The sequence below is a fragment of the Janthinobacterium aestuarii genome, assembly GCF_046113285.1.
Taxonomy (GTDB): Bacteria; Pseudomonadota; Gammaproteobacteria; order Burkholderiales; family Burkholderiaceae_D; genus Janthinobacterium.
The window spans coordinates 5,839,713-5,858,830 of record NZ_CP142524.1 but is presented as its reverse complement, the minus strand read 5'-3'; the positions used below and the strand labels follow the sequence as shown (position 1 = coordinate 5,858,830).

At 64.6% G+C, this 19,118-nt stretch carries 9 protein-coding genes and 1 riboswitch; of the genes, 7 read left to right on the top strand and 2 right to left on the bottom strand.

The window, feature by feature from the left end:
• Positions 1-14 precede the first annotated feature (14 nt).
• Together OX462_RS26375 and OX462_RS26370 are read left to right on the top strand one after the other, a co-directional pair.
• Positions 15-2,042 (top strand): aminotransferase class V-fold PLP-dependent enzyme, encoded by a 2,028-nt coding sequence (locus tag OX462_RS26375; protein WP_409027385.1) that lies wholly within the window; start codon positions 15-17, stop codon positions 2,040-2,042.
• Between the two features lie 407 nt (positions 2,043-2,449).
• Positions 2,450-11,077: a glycoside hydrolase family 94 protein gene (locus tag OX462_RS26370; protein ID WP_409028785.1), complete on the top strand. Its 8,628-nt coding sequence runs from the start codon at positions 2,450-2,452 to the stop codon at positions 11,075-11,077.
• Here OX462_RS26370 and OX462_RS26365 read toward each other — a convergent pair.
• Positions 11,074-11,280 (bottom strand): hypothetical protein, encoded by a 207-nt coding sequence (locus OX462_RS26365; RefSeq protein WP_070223414.1) that lies wholly within the window; start codon positions 11,278-11,280, stop codon positions 11,074-11,076. The two genes, OX462_RS26370 and OX462_RS26365, sit on opposite strands and share 4 nt — an antisense overlap.
• Before the next feature lie 113 nt (positions 11,281-11,393).
• Positions 11,394-11,969: a TMEM165/GDT1 family protein gene (locus OX462_RS26360; RefSeq protein WP_070223416.1), complete on the bottom strand. Its 576-nt coding sequence runs from the start codon at positions 11,967-11,969 to the stop codon at positions 11,394-11,396.
• A gap of 9 nt (positions 11,970-11,978) precedes the next feature.
• Positions 11,979-12,160, bottom strand: a riboswitch (yybP-ykoY riboswitch).
• Positions 12,161-12,305: 145 nt separating this feature from the next.
• Here OX462_RS26360 and OX462_RS26355 point away from each other — a divergent pair.
• From OX462_RS26355 to OX462_RS26335, 5 genes are all read left to right on the top strand, one after another.
• Entirely contained in the window at positions 12,306-14,699 is a 2,394-nt protein-coding gene (locus tag OX462_RS26355; protein WP_409027384.1) for a M1 family aminopeptidase, read from the top strand.
• Between the two features lie 118 nt (positions 14,700-14,817).
• Positions 14,818-16,677, top strand: a complete 1,860-nt coding sequence (locus OX462_RS26350) for a M1 family metallopeptidase (RefSeq protein ID WP_409027383.1) — start codon at positions 14,818-14,820, stop codon at positions 16,675-16,677.
• 23 nt (positions 16,678-16,700) lie between these two features.
• Positions 16,701-18,338, top strand: coding sequence for a serine hydrolase (locus tag OX462_RS26345; RefSeq protein WP_409027382.1), 1,638 nt, complete (start codon positions 16,701-16,703; stop codon positions 18,336-18,338).
• Positions 18,339-18,607: 269 nt separating this feature from the next.
• The gene (locus OX462_RS26340) at positions 18,608-18,802 is read left to right on the top strand and encodes a hypothetical protein (RefSeq protein WP_230519307.1); all 195 of its coding nucleotides are present in this window, start codon (positions 18,608-18,610) and stop codon (positions 18,800-18,802) included.
• Between the two features lie 88 nt (positions 18,803-18,890).
• Positions 18,891-19,082: a hypothetical protein gene (locus OX462_RS26335; protein ID WP_070223423.1), complete on the top strand. Its 192-nt coding sequence runs from the start codon at positions 18,891-18,893 to the stop codon at positions 19,080-19,082.
• The last annotated feature ends 36 nt before the right edge of the window (positions 19,083-19,118 follow it).

Sequence of the window (19,118 nt, the reverse complement as noted above, 5' to 3'; positions counted from 1 at the left end):
TTCGGACTGCCATCATGAAAGACATCTACCTCGACAGCAATGCCACCACTTGCGTGCTGCCCGCCGCCGTTGCCGCCGCCCGGCAAGCGATGGAGCAGGGCTATGGCAACCCCAGCAGCACACATGCGACGGGTTTGCAGGCCAAGGCCATGATGGATGGCGTGCGCCAGCGTGCCAGCGGCTTGCTGGGCGTGGGCGACGGCCGATTGATGTTCAACAGCGGCGCCACCGAGGGCATCCAGACGGCCGTGCTGTCGGCCCTGTGTGCGCTGCGCGAACGGCGCGACGCGGGCAAGCGCATCGGCAGCCTGCTGCTGTATGGCGCGACCGAGCACAAAGCCGTGCCGGAGAGCCTGGCGCACTGGAACCGTTTACTGGGCCTGAAGCTGGAAGTGCGCAAGCTGCCCGTCGATGCGCAGGGGCGCCACGACCTGCAGGCGCTCGATGCGCTGATCGGCGAGGCGGCCATGCTGTGCACGATGGCGGCGAATAATGAAACCGGTGTCGTCAGCGATTTGTCCGCCATCGCCCAGCTGCTGCAGGAACGCGGTGCCGACGCCTACTGGATGGTCGATTGCGTGCAGGCGCTGGGCAAGCTGAAACTGAACCTGGCCGCCACGCGCATCGACTACGCGCCGTTTTCCGGCCACAAGCTGTATGCGCCCAAGGGCATCGGCATGCTGTATGTGCGCGCCGGTGCCCCGTTTACGCCCTTGATGATGGGCGGCGGCCAGGAAGCGGGCCTGCGTTCTGGCACGGAAAACATGGCCGGTATCGCCGCGCTGGGCGCCGTGCTCGCCGCGCTGGACGATGGCAAGACCTTCCGCAGCCACGCCGACCTGGCCGCGTTCCGCGAGCAGCTGGTGGCCAGCCTGGAACACGCTTTCCCTGGCATCGTGTTCAATATGCCGTTCGATCTGTCCTTGCCGACGACGCTCAATTTTTCAGTGCCGGGCCTGTCCTCGAAAGAGCTGCTGGACCTGTTCGACGCGGCGCGCGTGCGCGTCAGCTCTGGCAGCGCCTGTTCCGCCGCCAAGGCGCTGCCCAGTTATGTGCTGGAAGCGATGCACGTGCCGCAATGGCGCGCCAGTTCCGCCATCCGGCTGTCGTTCGGTCCCCTGATCGATGCGGCGACGGTCGCTTCCGCCTGCGCGCGCATCGAGCGCTGCGGCGAAGCGCTGCGCAGCAGCTGTCTGCTGCCGTCGGCGCTGGCGCCATCGCCGCAGGACGGCATAATCCAGCTGAGCGTCGACGGCCAGTGCACCTGGCTGCTCAGCGACGCCGCCAGCGCCAGTTGCGTCGTCATCGATCCCGCCGCCGCGCTCGTGCCGCGTCTGGCCGCTTTCATCCGCTGCCAGCACCTGGCCTTGCGCGCTATCGTGCATACGACGGCGCCAGCGGACCATGGCGCCGCGCGTCTGGCGCTGCTGCAGGAACTCGCTATCGAGCAGGTGGGCCGCGTCGATATCGATGGCGAGCTGGCGCTGGGCCGGCAGCGGCTGCGCCGCATCGAGTGCGGCGAAACCCATGTGTACCTGCTGGAGCAGCGCTTCGCCTTCATCGGCTCCCTGGCGCCCGAGGCGCTGACCCCCTTGCTGGACGCGGCGCTGCTGACGCAGGACACCGTGCTGTGCGCGTCCGGCGACGACGGCAGCATCTGCGGCACCGTGCGCACGGTGCAGAACGGTAGCGTGCCGGCCGCCGAACTGCAGCTCGACGCGGCCGCCTTGCCCGCCTTCCTGCGCCAGCATCCCGACGCCATCCTGATCGACGTGCGCGAAGCGTATGAACACGCGGCGTGCGCCGGCACCGTGTTCGAGGGCTGCGAAGTGCGCAGCGTACCGCTGAGCCGCTTGGCGGGGCAGGTGGCGGCCTGGCTGCAGCAGCCGCAGCGCCCGCTGGTGTTTTTCTGCCGCAGCGGCAACCGCAGCGCACGGGCCGCCGCCTGCCTGCGCCGCGTCGGTCACGGCGCGGCATGGCAACTCAACGGCGGCATGGCAATGGCGGAGGCGACGCGCCATCCGCTGGCGATTGCGGCCTGAACTGCTTGAACTTTCTTTCATGAAATATTGCACCGTGCCATCATCGGCACGGTGCGCGTCGCGCCTTTTTTCCCGTTCATTTCCCACCGGCATTTTTCTGCCATTCAACACGCTGATTTCTTTGCTGAAACGTCCCTAAAACACGGAGTATGTACGCTAGCGCACGGTCTTGCCTGCGTCGCCCTCCTACGATGAAGTTCAGAAAATCTCCCTATACCCTGAGATTCGTCGCAACGCTCCGGCGCTTCGCTTTCCGTCTTCGCCAGTGTCCGATCGTGTTCTTCCAGACTGGGCCCGCATGACGGTGGCCGCTGGCTGCCTGCGCGCACCTAGCGAGGCTAAAGTTGAAAGAGTACACAGCAGTTGTCACGCAGCAGATCAAGGAACAGGTTTCCAAAGTCAAAGAAATCTTCCGCGACCATTCCCTTGCACCGGACACCTTCGACGCCGCGCGCGACGATGCCTTGCCCCTGCGTTCCGAGTTATTCAGCGCCATGCAGATGGCCGCCCACGGCAAGCACGTGGCCGCCGGCCATGCGGTGGGCAGGCATCATGGCCGCGACCGCCTGTTGGCGCGCCTGGCCGACAATGCGGCCCTCATCACGGCCACCGTCAATGAGCTGACGGCGACTGTCAAAAGCGGGCGCCAGGTCACGCCCGCCTCGGAGTGGCTGCTCGATAATTTTTATCTGATCGAAGAGCAGATCCGCACCACGCGGCGCCACTTGCCGAAGAATTACAGCAAGGAGTTGCCACGGCTGAGTTCCGGCGTGGATGCGGGCTGCCCGCGCGTGTATAAAATCGCGCTGGAAATCATCTCGCACGGCGATGGCAGGGTCGACCTGGAAAACCTCTGCCACTTCGTCGAGGCATATCAGGACGTGGCCACCTTGACCCTGGGCGAACTGTGGGCCGTGCCCATCATGCTGCGTCTGGCGCTGATCGAAAACCTGCGCCGCGTTGCCGCGCGCGTGGCCGACGACCGCATGCAGCGCGACCTGGCCAACACCTGGGCCGACCAGATGACGGAGATCGCCGAGCGCAATCCCAGCGGCTTGATCCTGCTCGTGGCGGACATGGCCCGTTCGAATCCGCCGATGACCAGCGCCTTCGTGGCCGAATTGTCGCGCCGCCTGCAGGGACAGAGTTCCTCGCTGACCCTGGCGCTGTCGTGGCTGACGCACAAGCTGGCCGAGTCGGGCCTCACCATCGAGCAGCAGATCCAGTCCGAGATCGGGCAGCAGGCGGCCGACCAGGTATCGATCGCCAACAGCATCGGCAGCCTGCGTTTTCTCGGCACCATGGATTGGCAGGAGTTCGTCGAGACCATGAGCGTGGTCGAGCAAACCCTGCGCCTGGACCCGGCCGGCACATATGGCTTGATGGATTTCGCCACGCGCGACAGCTACCGCCACGCCATCGAACGCATCGCCAAGCGCAGCGCGCGCAGCGAAGTGGAAGTGGCCGAGATGGCGGTGCAGCTGGCGCACACGCACGGCAATGGCAATGACGCGCGCCGCGGCCACATCGGCTTTTACCTGGTCGGGCGCGGCGTGCTGGTACTGGAAAAGCAGGCTGGCGCCAGGCTGCCGTTCATCGAGGCGCTGCAGCATACGGCGCGCGCCGCGCCGCTGGCCAGCTATCTGGGCGCCATTGCGTTCCTGACCCTGGCGACGAGCGCCCTGCTGCTCGAGCGCGCCGTGCGCCATGGCGTGCAGGGCTGGCCCCTGGCGGCGCTGGGCGCGCTGGCGCTGCTGGGCAGCAGCCAGCTGGCCGTGGCCGTGGTGAACTGGCTGGCAACCCTGATGACGTCGCCGCATCCGCTGCCGCGCATGGATTACCGGTCCGGCATTCCGTCCGATGCGCGCGGCATCGTCGTGGTGCCGACCTTGATCTACAGCGCGGAAAACGTGGCGGCCCTGTGCGAGGCGCTGGAAGTGCGTTATCTCGCCAACCGCGACCCGAACCTGCGTTTCTGCCTGCTGACGGATTTTGTCGACGCGCAGGCGCAAACCCTGCCCGGCGACGAAGCCTTGCTGAACCAGGCGCAGGAGACCATCCGTGGCCTGAACGAGAAATACCGCGTGGAGGGAGCCGAGTTCAAGGACAACGGCGACCCGGCCGATCCGGAAGAGCTGGGCCATGCGGGGCCGTTCCTGCTGCTGCATCGTCCGCGCCTGTGGAATTCGCAGCAGAATGCGTGGATGGGGCAAGAGCGCAAGCGCGGCAAATTGTCCGACCTGCACGCGTTTTTGCGCGGCGGCGCGCGCGACAAATTCTCGCTGGTGGAAGGCGAGTTGCGCGGCCTGCGCACGATCAAATACGTGATCACGCTCGACACCGATACGCAGCTGCCGCGCGACGCGGCGCGCGAATTCATCGCCACCATGATGCACCCGCTGAACCGTCCCGTGCTCGACGCGGCCGGCACGCGCGTGGTGGCCGGCTACGGCATCCTGCAGCCGCGCGTGGCCGTGGCGCTGCCCAGCGCGAATGCCTCGCGCTACGAGCTGCTGTGCGGCGGCGAACCGGGCATCGACCCGTACACGCGCACCGTGTCCGACCTGTACCAGGACGTCTTTTATGAAGGCTCGTTCATCGGCAAGGGCATCTATGACCTCGACATGTTCGAGCGCGTGCTGGGCCAGCGCCTGCCCGACAATAAAATCCTCAGCCACGATTTGCTGGAAGGCTGTTATTTGCGCGCCGGCCTGCTCAGCGACTCGCAGCTGTATGAAGAATATCCGGCCCGCTACGACGCCGACGTCAGCCGCCGCCAGCGCTGGATCCGCGGCGACTGGCAGCTGATCGGCTGGCTGCTGGGGCGGGTGCCGGGCCGCGCCGGCAAGCGCGAACGCAATCCTTTGTCGATGCTGTCGCGCTGGAAGCTGTTCGACAACCTGCGTCGCAGCGTCGTGGCGCCGGCCACCACCGTGTCCCTGTTGCTGGTGTGGGGCTTCCTGCCGCACGTGGCCTTCTGGAGCGCGGCCGTGCTGGCCATCATCTTCCTGCCGCCCGTGTTTTCGGCCCTGTACGATCTGCTGCGCAAACCGCGCGACACCCTGTGGCGCCAGCATCTGGCCGCGTTCGAACGGCGCTGCGGCGTGCAGTTTTCGCACGCCATGCTGACCCTCGTCTTCCTGCCGTATGAAGCGTGGATCAGCCTGGACGCCATCGCGCGCACGCTGTGGCGCCTCGGTGTGTCGCACAAGCATTTGCTCGACTGGCGCGCCTCGAACCTGCACAGCTCTTCCGGCAGTCAAGCCGACAGCTGGCGCGCCATGTGGTGCTCGCCCGCGCTGGCGCTGGCCACCTTCGGCGCCTTGCTCTACTGGCGCCCGGCCGCCTTGCCGGCCGCCGCCGTGGTACTGCTGTTGTGGCTGGCCGCGCCCGCCATCGCCTGGTGGATCAGCCGCCCCATCGAGCGGGCCGTGGCGCGCCTGTCGGCCGAGCAGGGACGTTTCCTGCATGGCGTGGCGCGCAAGACCTGGGCGTATTTCGACACCTTCGTCGGGCCGGACGACCACTGGCTGCCGCCCGATAACATGCAGGAACACCCGAACCTCGTGGTAGCGCACCGCACCTCGCCGACGAATATCGGCCTGGCGCTGCTGGCCAACCTGACGGCCTACGATTTCGGCTATGTGACCCTGGGTCAGTTGATCGAGCGCAGCCGCGCCACCCTGCACAGCATGGGCGAGCTGGAACGCTTCCAGGGCCATTTCTATAACTGGTACGACACGCAAACGCTCAAGGCGCTGCAGCCGATGTACATCTCGACGGTCGACAGCGGCAACCTGGCCGGCCATCTGCTGACCTTGCAGCCGGGACTGGTGGAACTGTACGACGCTCCCATCATCGGCGCGCAAGTGGTGCAGGGCATCCGCACGACGGCGCAGGTGCTGCAGGAATTCATCGCCGCCGAAGGCGAGGGCAAGGCCATGCGCGAGAGCATGAGCCTGTTGCAGGCGTCCGCCGCGCCCGCCACCCTGGACGAATGGCATGCTTATCTCGCCGCCGCGAACGGCGCGGCCGATGCGCTGCTGTCGCTGACCCTGCACAGCGAGGATGGCGAGCTGTCCATGTGGACGGGCGCGCTGGCGCGCCAGTGCCGCGCGGCGCTGGCCGAATTGCTGCAACTGGCGCCGTGGGCGGCGCAGGCCGGCATCAATGCGGCATGGCTGCGCATGCCGACCCTGCGCGAACTGGCCAACCTGGAGGTGCCTGAAGGCACGCCATCCGAGCTGGCCGCCCTGCTGGCGCTGGGCCGCGAACAGGCGGGCCGCCATATGCGCGACATCGCCCACGCGGCGGGCCAGGCGCGCGACTTTGCGCAGATCGAATACGGCTTCCTGTACAACCCGTCCACCAAGCTGCTGGCCATCGGCTACAACGTCAGCGAACGGCGCCTGGACCCCAGCTACTACGATTTATTGGCTTCCGAAGTGCGTCTGGCCAGCTTCATCGCCATCGCCCAGGGGCAGCTGCCGCAGGAGCACTGGTTCGCCCTGGGCCGCCAGCTGTGCATGGTGGCCGGCCAGCCCGTGCTGCTGTCGTGGAGCGGTTCGATGTTCGAGTACCTGATGCCGCTGCTGGTGATGCCGAACTACCCGAATACCCTGCTCGACCAGACCTACCATTCCGTCATCGAGGCGCAGATCGATTACGGGCGCCAGCGCGACGTGCCGTGGGGGATTTCCGAATCCGGCTACAACACGGTCGACGCCAGCCTGAATTACCAGTACCGCGCCTTTGGCGTGCCCGGCCTGGGCCTCAAGCGTGGCCTGGCCGACGACCTGGTGGTGGCGCCGTACGCCAGCATGATGGGCCTGATGGTGCAGCCGGAAGCGTCGTGCCAGAACCTGCAGCGCATGCAGGCGGCTGGCTACATGGGCCGCTACGGCTTTTTTGAAGCGATCGATTTCACCACCGCGCGCCTGCCGCGCGGGCAGGGCAGCGCCGTCATCCGCTCCTTCATGGTGCACCACCAGGGCATGGGCTTTCTGGCCCTCAGCTACCTGCTGCACGACCGGCCGATGCAGCGCCGTTTCGAGTCCGATCCGCTGCTGCAATCGGCCTTGCTGGTGCTGCAGGAACGCACGCCGCAGGCCGGCGCGTTTTACTCGAACACGGCCGAACTGGCGGTGCTGCGCAGCGGCGCGCCCGAGCAGGCCATGCCGATGCGCATCCTCACGCAGGCCAACAGCGCCGTGCCCGAAACGCAGCTGCTGTCAAACGGCCGCTACCACGTCATGGTGAGCAATGCGGGCGGCAGCTACAGCCGCTGGAAAGACCTGTCCGTGACGCGCTGGCGCGAAGACAGCACGCGCGACAACTGGGGCAATTTCTGCTACCTGCGCGACCTCGACGACGGTGAAGTCTGGTCCACCATGTACCAGCCGACCCTGGCCGAACCGAAGAAATACGAAGTGATTTTTTCGGAAGGGCGGGCCGAGTTCCGCCGCGCCGACCATGGCCTCGACCTGTACACGGAAATCGTCGTCTCGCCCGAGGACGACATCGAAATCCGCCGCACGCGGATCAGCAATAATTCGAACCGCCAGCGGCGCATCGAGATCACCAGTTTTGCCGAAGTGGTGATGGCGCCGGCGGCGGCCGATGCGGCCCACCCCGCGTTCAGCAAACTGTTCGTGCAGACGGAAATCCTCGCGCATGAAAAGGCGATTTTATGCACGCGCCGGCCCCGCTCGAAAGACGAGCAGATGCCGTGGCTGCTGCATGTGATGACGGTGCACGATATCGAGCGCTACGAAGTGTCGTTCGAGACGGACCGCGCGCGCTTCATCGGCCGCGGCAACACGGCGCAGCTGCCGCAGGCGCTGCAGGACGACGGGCCGCTCAGCGGCGGCCACGGCTCCGTGCTCGACCCCATCGTGGCCATCCGCTACGTCATCACGCTCGAACCCGACCAGGCCGTCACCGTCGACAGCGTCACCGGCATGGTGGAGCAGCGCGAGGCGGCGCTGCACCTGATCGACAAATACCAGGACCGCCATCTGGCCGACCGCGTCTTCGAACTGGCCTGGACGCACAGCCAGGTGGTGCTGCGCCAGTTGAACGCCAGCGAAGCGGACGCGCAGCTGTATGCGCGCCTGGCCAACGCCGTGATCTATCCGAATGCGGCCTTGCGCGCGGAAGCGAGCATCCTGATCAAGAACCAGCGCGGCCAGTCCGGCCTGTGGGCGTATGCGATTTCCGGCGACCTGCCCATCGTGCTGCTGCAGATACGCGACGCGGCCAATATCGAACTGGCGCGCCAGATGGTGCAGGCGCATGCCTATTGGCGCCTGAAAGGATTGATCGTCGACCTGGTGATCTGGTACGAAGAGCAGTCGGGCTACCGCCAGCTGCTGCACGACCAGATCATGGGCTTGATCGCCTCGGGCATCGATGCGCAGGCGATCGACCGCCCGGGCGGCATCTTCGTGCGCCTGGCCGAGCAGATCGCCAACGAAGACCGCATCTTGCTGCAATCGGTGGCGCGCGCCATCATCAGCGATTTGCGCGGCACCCTGGCCGAGCAGGTCAAGCGTCCGCCGAGCCCCGTGCTGCGCATGCCGCCGCTGCTGCAGGACCCGGCACGCGAGCATGGCGGCGTGCCGCACCGGGCGCCGCAGCGCGAGCTGATCCTGGAAAATGGCCTCGGCGGTTTCACGCCCGATGGGCGCGAATACGTGATCACCACGGCAGAAGGCAAGCAGACGCCGGCGCCGTGGTCGAACGTGCTGGCCAATGCGCAGTTCGGCACGGTGGTGTCGGAAGCCGGCCAGGCGTACACGTGGAGCGAGAACGCGCATGAATTCCGCCTTACGCCATGGCAGAACGACCCCGTGTCGGACCTGTCGGGCGAAGCGTTTTATGTGCGCGACGAGCAGACCGGCCAGTTCTGGTCGCCCTCGTCCCTGCCCGCGCGCGGCAGCGGCGACTACGTGACGCGCCACGGTTTCGGCTACAGCATTTTTGAGCACAGCGAGGGCGGCATCGCCACCGAGTTGTGCACCTATGTGGCGCTTGATGCGGCCGTCAAATACTCGGTGATCAAGGTGCGCAACGACAGCGGCGTGCCGCGCCGTTTGTCCGTCACCGGCTACGTGGAATGGGTGATGGCCGACCTGCGCGCCAAGTCCGGCATGCATGTGGCCACCGAAGTCGATACGATCAGCGGCGCGCTGTTTGCGCGCAATAACTACAACACGGAGTTTTCCGGCCGCGTCGGCTTTTTCAATACGGACGCCAGCATCCGCTCCATCACCTGCGACCGTAATGAATTCATCGGCCGCAACGGCAGCCTGGCGCAGCCGGCGGCGCTGCGCCGCGTGCGCCTGTCCGGCAAGGCGGGCACGGGGCTGGACCAGTGTGCCGCCATCCAGGTGCCGTTCGAACTGCAGCCGGGACAGGAGCGCGAAATCGTCTTCCTGCTCGGCGTGGGCGGGCGCCGCAATGCCGACGCCAGCACCATGGTGCAGCGCCATGCGGGCAAGGAAGCGGCCCGCATGGCGCTCGACGCGGTACGCGCGCACTGGGACACCACTCTGGGCGCGGTGCGCATCGAAACGCCCGAGCCGTCGCTCGACGTGATTGCCAATGGCTGGCTGATGTACCAGACCATCGCCTGCCGTTTGTGGGCGCGCAGCGGCTATTACCAGTCGGGCGGCGCCTACGGTTTCCGCGACCAGCTGCAGGACGCGATGGCGATGATCCACACGGCGCCGCAATTGCTGCGCAAGCACTTGCTGCTGTGTGCGGCGCACCAGTTTGTCGAAGGCGATGTGCAGCATTGGTGGCATCCGCCGTCGGACCGGGGCGTGCGCACGCACTGCTCCGACGATTACCTGTGGTTGCCGCTGGCCGCCTGCCGCTATGTGATCGCCACGGGCGACGTCAACGTGCTGTCGGAAGTGGCGCCCTTCATCGAGGGGCGGGCCGTCAAGCCGGAAGAGGATTCCTACTATGACTTGCCCATGCGTTCGGGCGAGTCGGCCGACCTGTACGAGCACTGCGTGCGCGCCATCCGCCACGGCTTGCGCATGGGCGTGCACGGCTTGCCGCTGATCGGTTCCTGCGACTGGAACGACGGCATGGACAAGGTGGGCGAACACGGCAAGGGCGAGAGCGTCTGGCTGGCCTTCTTCCTGTACGAAGTGCTGCAGCGTTTCGCCGAGGTGGCCATGCTGCGCGGCGACGCCGCGTTCGCCCAGTTCTGCCGCGACGAAGCCGTGAAACTGGCGGCCAACGTCGAGGAACATGCTTGGGATGGCGAGTGGTACCGGCGCGCGTATTTCGACGACGGCACGCCATTGGGTTCGCACACGAACGAGGAATGCCAGATCGATTCGATTTCGCAAAGCTGGGGCGTGCTGTCGGGCGCCGCCAACAAGGAGCGGGTCGCCGGCGCCATGCGCCAGGTCGATGCGCGCCTCGTGCGCCGGGATTCCGGCGTGATCCAGCTGCTCGATCCGCCGTTCGACAAGGCCGACCTCAATCCCGGCTACATCCGCGGCTATGTGCCGGGCGTGCGCGAGAACGGCGGCCAGTACACGCATGCTGCCATCTGGACGGCGATGGCGTTTGCCCGCATGGGCGACGGCGAAAAGGCGTGGGAATTGCTGCGCATGATCAATCCCGTGCGCCATGGCGTCGACGCGCAGGCGGTGGCGCGCTACAAGGTGGAACCGTACGTGGTGACGGCCGACGTGTATGCCGTGGCGCCGCACGTGGGGCGCGGCGGCTGGAGCTGGTACACGGGATCGTCGGGCTGGCTGTACCGCCTGATCGTCGAATCCCTGCTCGGCTTGACGCGCGAAGCGAACGTGCTGCGTCTGGCGCCGGCCATGCCGGCCGAATGGGGCAGCTTCAAGCTGCACTACCGTTTCGGCGCCAGCATCTATGCCATCACGGTGGAGCAGGCGCAGGGGCGGCCCGCGGGGTTGTCGCTCGATGGCGTGGCACAGGGCGGCAACAGCATCGCCCTGCGCGACGAGGGCCGCGAGTATGCGGTGCTACTGCTGCTCTAGTTTTGCCACTTCTCGTGTTCGGGACGGCGCCGGCCAGCCAGCAGGATCAGGCCGGCGCCAAATAGCAGCAAATCGCGCGTGCGCACTTCGGGCGCGGATGGTGTCGCCGTCTGGTGGTGACGCAAGGGGGCCGCCATGGCGGCGGCAGGCTGGCTGGCGCAAGCGGCCAGGCACAGCGCCGCCACGTTTCTATTCAACTGCATACATTCCTCAAGAAAGCGCGCTGACCGTTCCGGATCGGCGCGCCGGTATTCATGCCGACGATATTGTAATTATGAGCATGAATATTGTAAATTGGAAATTATGCAGGGTTGTCTCAAAATCCCAGGGCGGCGCCCGCGCCCAGCAGGGTGGCCACGCCCAGCACGGCAAAGACCAGGGCCGCGATACCATGCACGAGGCGCAGCGGGACGCGGTTGGCGATCCTGTCGCCCAGGTAGACGGCCGGCACGTTGGCCAGCATCATGCCGAAGGTGGTGCCCAGCACGACGGAAACGATATCGTGGTAGCGCGCCGCCAGCGCCACCGTCGCCACCTGCGTCTTGTCTCCCATTTCCGCCATGAAGAAGGCGATCAGGGTGGTCAGGAAGACGCCGTATTTGGCCAGCTTGGTCTCGTCTTCATCGAGCTTGTCGGGGATCAGGGTCCAGGCGGCCATGGCCAAAAAGGAGACGCCCAGCACCCAGCGCAGCACGTCCGGGCCCAGCATGCTGGTGATCCAGGCGCCGACGGCGGCGGCGAACGCGTGGTTGGCGACGGTGGCGACGAAAATGGCCAGCACGATGGGCAAAGGCTTGCGGAATTTGGCGGCCAGCAGAAAGGCCAGCAGTTGGGTTTTGTCGCCGATTTCAGCGAGACCGACGATGCCGGTGGAGATGAGGAATGCTTCCATGAGATTGCAAGAGGTACGCGGGCCGGACGAATTAACCAATGATCCACGGGCGACTCCGGCCCATGCGGCCGCCCTGGATCAATGGTCTCGTCAAGTTTTGCAACCACCTGCACCATGGCCTGCGGGCCAATCATGTTGATACAGGTTCCCGCGGCAGGACCGCAGGACGACTACTCCCCAATGTTCGAGGCGCATCATACGCCTATGCGTGTTTCTGCGCCAGTGCCGCCGGCCCCGGGCGCCGTGCTGCGTGTGGGACTTCCACAACAATGATCGATTGCAAACAGACTCGACTTAGAATGCAGTTCTGTCCACGACTCCCAGATGGAATGCGCCATGCCGGTCCTTGTCCGCTTGCTTGCCCTGTGTTTGACCTTGTTTGCTCCCTTGCCTGGCCTGTGCGCCGCTGCGCCCTTCGACGACAAGTTCCGCCAGCTCGAAGAACTGCTGCCCACGCCGAACAGCTACCGCACGGCGTCCGGCGCGCCCGGTCACGCCTACTGGCAGCAGCGCGCCGATTACGTGATCCGCGCCACGCTCGATGAAGCGCGCCGCGCCATCACGGCCAGCGAGCAGATCACCTACCACAACCGTTCGCCCGACAGCCTTGCGTATCTGTGGCTGCAACTGGATCAGAACGGCTTGCGACAGGATGCCGACCAGCGCCGCGTATTGAGCGCGCCGTCGCGCCAGGCCTGGTTGAGCGGCAGCGAAGAGGAGGCGCTGAAATTCGAGGACTTGCGCGCCATCCACGCGGGCCGCGAATTCGACGGCGGCTTCAAGCTCACCGCCGTGAAAGCGGCCAGCGGCAAGCCGCTGCCGTATGTGGTCAACCAGACCATGCTGCGCATCGATCTGCCGGTGGCGCTGGCGCCCGGCCAGAGCATCACGTTCAACATCGACTGGTCGTACCGGATCAATGACCAGAAGGTGCTGGTCGAGCGCTCCGGCTATGAGTATTTTGAGGACGACAAGAACGCGATTTTCCAGATCGCGCAGTGGTTCCCGCGCATGGCCGCGTATTACGACGCCGTCGGCTGGCAGCACAAGCAATTCCTCGGCTCCGGTGAATTCACGCTGGAGTTTGGCGACTACGAGCTGTACCTGACGGTGCCGGCCGACCACGTGGTGGCCGCCACGGGAGAGCTGCAAAACCCTGGCGCTGTATTGAGCGCGGCGCAGCGCGAGCGGCTGGCGCGGGCGAAAAACAGCGCTGCGCCGCTGCTGGTGATCACGCCGGAAGAGGCGCTGGCGGCGGAAAAGGGTAAAGCCACAGGCATGAAGACCTGGCACTTCAAGGCGGCCAATGTGCGCGACGTGGCGTGGGCGTCGAGCCGCAAGTTCATCTGGGATGCGCAGGGGCTGAACAGCGGCGGCAAGCGCGTGATGGCCATGTCCTACTATCCGAACGAGGGCAATCCGCTGTGGCAGCAGTACAGCACGCGCGCCGTCGTGCACGCGATCGAGCAGTACAACAAGTACAGTTTCGACTATCCCTATCCGAACGCGATTTCCGTCAATGGCGCCGTGGGCGGCATGGAGTATCCGATGATTGCGTTCAATGGCGGGCGCCCCGTGAAGGACAAGAAGACGGGGGAACTCACGTATTCGAAGACGACCAAATATGACCTGATCGGCGTGATCATCCATGAAGTGGGCCACAATTATTTTCCCATGATCGTCAACTCGGACGAGCGCCAGTGGACGTGGATGGACGAGGGCCTCAATTCCTTCCTGCAGTACCTGGCCGAGCAGGCGTGGGAAGAGCATTTCCCCTCCTGGAATGGCGAGCCGCGCAAGATCGTCGACTACATGCGCAGCCAGAACCAGGTGCCCATCATGACCAATTCCGAGTCCCTGCTGCAGTTCACGGCGAACGCCTACGACAAGCCGGCCACGGCGCTCAACATCCTGCGCGAAACCATCCTCGGGCGCGAGCTGTTCGACTTCGCCTTCAAGCAGTACGCCTTGCGCTGGAAGTTCAAGCGCCCGACGCCGGCCGACTTTTTCCGCACCATGGAAGATGCGTCCGGCACGGACCTGGACTGGTTCTGGCGCGGCTGGTTCTATACCACCGATGCGGTCGACATCAGCATCGACGGCATCAGCGAATACGGCGTGAGCACGAAGAATCCGGAGGTCGAGAAAGCGTGGAAGAAGGCGCAGAAGGACGCGCAGCCCATCTCGATCTCGGACCAGCGCAACAAGGCGCTGCCGAAGAAGGTGGATACCGATCCAGCGCTGAAGGATTTCTATAACCGGCACGATGAATTCACGGTCACCAACAAGGACCGCAACAGCTATGCGGAAGAGCAGGAAACGCTGGAGCCGTGGGAGAAAAAGCTGCTGGAACAGCGCAACATGGGCAAGCATCTGTACCTGGTCGACTTTTCGAATCTCGGCGGCCTGGTGATGCCGCTGATCCTGGAAATCGAACTGAAAAGCGGCAAGAAAATCATCGAGCGCGTGCCGGCCGAAGTGTGGCGCTACGCGCCGCACAAGATCAGCAAGGTGATCATCACGGACGAGCCGATGGTGGGCCTGGTGCAGGACCCGTACTGGGAGACGGCCGACATCGACACGAGCAACAATAGCTGGCCGCGAAAAATCACGCCGTCGCGCCTGGAGCTGTTCAAGCAGGACCGCGACAAGCATAACCTGATGAAGGATTTGAATACGCCGCTGAAGGCGCCCGAGGCCAAGCCGCAAGCCAGGGCAGAAGCAAAATAGGAAAACAGTGCCGGCCGGTCCGGCGCTTTTTTCTGCCGGCCCGCGCCGGAAGTGCTATTCTGCGCGACGCCCCGGCGCACACGGACCGGGGCTTTCGCAAATCATTCAAAAGACGACCATGCAAACTTTGACCTTCCTGCGCGCGCTGGGCTGTGCGCTATTTTGCCAGCTAACGCTGGCTGCGCACGCCGATCCCCTCAGCTATGCGCGCTACGACCAGGTGCGCACGCGCGACCTGCAGCTGGACCTGAAAGCCGACTTCAAGCAAAAGACGCTCTCCGGCTATGCCGAGCTGTCCTTGAACTGGATCGATCCGGCGGCGCGCACGCTGGTGCTCGACACGCGCGATCTGTCGATCGCCAAGGTGCAGGTACAGGACAAGCGCGGCGCCTGGCAGATGGCGCCGTACCAGCTGGACAAGGCCGACCCGGAAAAGGGCCAGGCGCTGCGCATCACCACCACGGGCCAGCCGGGCAAGGTGCGCGTCTACTATCACACGGCGCCGAACGCCATCGCGCTGCAGTGGCTCACGCCGCAGCAGACGATGTCGGGCAAGCTGCCTTTCATGTTCAGCCAGTCGCAAAGCATCAACGCCCGCTCGTGGGTGCCGTCGCAGGATACGCCGGCCGTGCGCTTTACGTATAGCGCGCGCATCGAGGCGCCAAGCGGCATGCGCGTCGTGATGAGCGCCGAGAACGACGAAAAGGCGACCGGCAAGGGTGGCTGGAAATTCAGGATGCCGCAGCCGATTCCCTCGTACCTGCTGGCCATTGCCATCGGCGAACTGGAAGTGCGCAAACTCGGCCCACGCTCCGCCGTGTATGCGGAACCGCCGCGCATCAAGGCGGCCGAATACGAACTGGCCGATACGGAAAAGATGATCCAGGCGGCCGAGGCGCTGTATGGCCCGTATGGCTGGGGGCGCTACGACATGATCGTGCTGCCGCCATCGTTCCCCTACGGCGGCATGGAAAACCCGCGCCTGACCTTCCTCACGCCGACCATGATCGCGGGCGACCGCAGCCTGGTCGACCTGATCGCGCATGAACTGGCCCACTCGTGGTCGGGCAACCTGGTCACCAACGCCTCGTGGAAGCACATGTGGCTCAACGAAGGCTTCACCACCTACGTCACGACGCGCATCGTCGAGCAGCTGTATGGCAGCGACGTGGCGCAGATGGGCGTGCAGGTCGATCAGGAAGAACTGGCCGCGTCGATCAAGGAGTTGCCGGCTGCGAAAACGGCGCTGATCACGCGCGATGCGGACGCCAACCCGGCGGAAACGTACACGGACGACGGCATCATCTACCCGAAAGGCGCCTGGTTCCTGGCCACCATGGAGCGCCGCGCCGGCCGCGCCGTGTTCGACCCCTTCCTGCGCGGCTGGTTCGACCAGCATGCGTTCCAGAGCGTGACGACGGAGCAGTTCATCGCCTACTTGCGCAAGAACCTGCTGGCGCAGCATCCGGACGTGATGCCGGAAGCGGAACTCGAGGAATGGCTGTATGGCACGGGCGTGCCGGCCAGCGCGCAGCGCGTCGTCTCGCCGCGCCTGGCGCTGCTCGACCAGCACCGCGACGCCTGGCTGAAAGGCGAACTTGCCACCAAGGATCTGGGCATGGACAAGTGGATCGCCATCGAATCGATGCACTTCCTGAACGACATCAACAACAAGGCCAGCGCGGCGCAATTGCGTGAGCTGGACCAGGTCTACGGCGTGGGCAAGAGCGGCAATAATGAAGTGGCCTACCGCTTCTACCTGGCCTCCGTGAACGCCGGCTACGACGTGCGTCAGCCCTTGCAGGCATTCCTGCTGAGCGTGGGCCGCCAGAAGTTCGTCGTGCCCCTGTACAGCGCCTTGATGAAGACGCCGCAGGGCCATGCCTGGGCCCAGGACGTGTATGCGCAGGCGCGCGAACGCTACCACCCGGTGACGCAGGAAAGCGTCGATAAATTGATGGCCGCGCAAGCGCATTGAACCTTTCTTTGGACACCTTGACCATGCATACCATGAACCGTCTCGCCGCCGCCATCGTGCTGGCGTTTTCCGGTATCGCCGTGCCGGCGCTGGCATTTGACGCCGCCCCCGTCGTTGCCGCTGCGCCCGCGCCCGCGCCGGCCTTTGATCTTGAGCGCGACGTCGCCACCGCCCTGAAAGTGTTCGACGTGCCCGGCATGGCGATCGCTATCGTCAAGGATGGCAAAGTCGTCACCGCCAGGGGTTTTGGCGTGCGCAAGCTGGGCGAAGCGGCCGCCGTCGATGCGCAGACCGTGTTCGAGGTGGCATCGAACTCGAAGGGTTTTACGGCAGCCGCGCTGGCCATGCTGGTCGACGAGGGCAAGCTGGCCTGGGACGATCCCGTCACCAAGCATCTGCCCGGCTTCCAGATGCACGATTCCTACGTCACGGGCGCCATGACCATCCGCGATCTGCTGACGCACCGCAGCGGCCTGGGCTTGGGTGCCGGCGACTTGCTGTGGTGGCCCACCACCACGTTCAGCACCGACGAGATTATCGAGAAGCTGCGCTACATCCGTCCCGCCACGAGTTTTCGCAACAGCTATGCCTACGATAACCTGCTGTATATCGTGGCCGGCAAGATCATCGCCGACAAGGCGGGAAAAAGCTGGGGCGAGGCCATGCATGAGCGTATCCTGGCGCCGCTGGGCATGACGGGCACCACCACCAGCCTGGCCGAGAATGCGGGCAATCCCGATGTCGCCAGTGCGCACAGCAAGATCGACGGCAAGATCGCCGCCGTCAAGTCGATGCCCGTGCCGAACGCGGTGGGCGCCGTCGGCATCAACACAAATGCGGAAGACATCGCCAAGTGGATGATGGTGCTGCTCGACGGCGGCAAGATCGCCGGCGTGCAGGGCAAGGACGGCAAGGAAGCGCGCCTGTTCAGTGAAAAGCAGGGCCGCGAAATGTGGACGGCGCAAACGCCGATCAAGATCCCCGAGCCGAAACCGGCATTGGCCGCGACGAAACCGAACTTCAGCGCGTATGGCCTGGGCTTCCAGCTGCGCGACTACAAGGGCATGAAGGTCGCCATGCACGGCGGCGCGCTGCAGGGATTCTATTCGCGCGTGGTGATGGTGCCGGAAGCGAAATTGGGCGTGGCCATCCTCACCAATGCGGAAAATGGCGGTTCGATGACGGCGCTGCAATGGCGCATCCTCGACCATTACCTGCAGGCGGCGCCGTCGGACTGGCTGGCGCTGGTGGCCAAGGTGGAGCAGGACCAGCATGCGGAAGAAGTGAAAAAGCAGGGCAAGGCGTCGAGCGCGCGCGCGGCGAAATCGCGGCCTTCGCTGCCGCTGGCGGCGTATGACGGCGAGTATGAAGACGCCTGGTACGGCAAGGTCGTGATCAAGCCGGAAGGGAAAAAACATATCCTCAGTTTTACGCGCACGCCGGACTTGACGGGCGAGCTGGAACACTGGCAGCACGACACCTTCATCGTGCGCTGGAAAGAGCGCAATTTCAATGCGGACGCCTACGTGACGTTCTCGCTCAACCCCGATGGCAGCATCGACCGGGTAAAGATGGCGCCTGTGTCGGCCGAGACGGATTTCAGCTACGACTTCCAGGACCTGAGCCTGGTGCCGGTGAAGCCGAAGGAAGCGAAGAAATAAAGGGTCGATACCAAAACCGCAGCCTGTGCTGCGGTTTTTTTTCGCCCGTTGCCATGCAAATGCGCGGCGCAAGGGCGGCGGGCCGGTTTTTATTCCATGAAAGGGCATGAAATGAAAACGTTATCTTGTTTTCTTGTTTGAGTATTTAGTAACTTTCTTTGGTGCTACTATTTTTATGCGCTATACGTCTATCGATAGATGGAAGTTGGCGGCTGGCGTTCTGCCCTGGTTTTTTATAACGATGAACTTTTTTTGCTAACGGGATAAAAATGATCAATTTCAAGAAAGCCGTATTTGTCTTCTGTGCCGCTGTCGGTTTCGCCGGTGCCGTCAGTTCGAGTGCATATGCCTTGCCGTCGCGTGAAACGTGTGAGGAAGCCCGCGATTCCTGTCTCGCCGATGGCAATGAAAACGACTGCGCGCTGGTGCGTCGCCTGTGCGGCGTGTACGGCATTCACGTCTGAGCGTGTTGCTGCCTGCGTGCACGCGCTGTTGTGATCTTCCAGTTCACTAGTTTCTAAATCGGCTCAACTCTTTGGGAGTGAAATAAAAATGATCGATGTGAAAAAGGCGATATTTGTCTTCTGCGCCGCCGTTGGTTTGGCCGGTGCCGTGAGCACCGCGTATGCGCAGCCGACACGCCGGGAGTGCATGCAGGCCCTGATTGACTGCACCGAAAATGGCACGGCGAGCCAGTGCATGCTTGTCTCGCGCTCTTGCGGCGTGTACGGTATTTACCTTTAAGGCGCGCTGCGCGCACAAGGCAATGGGGCGCGCCGT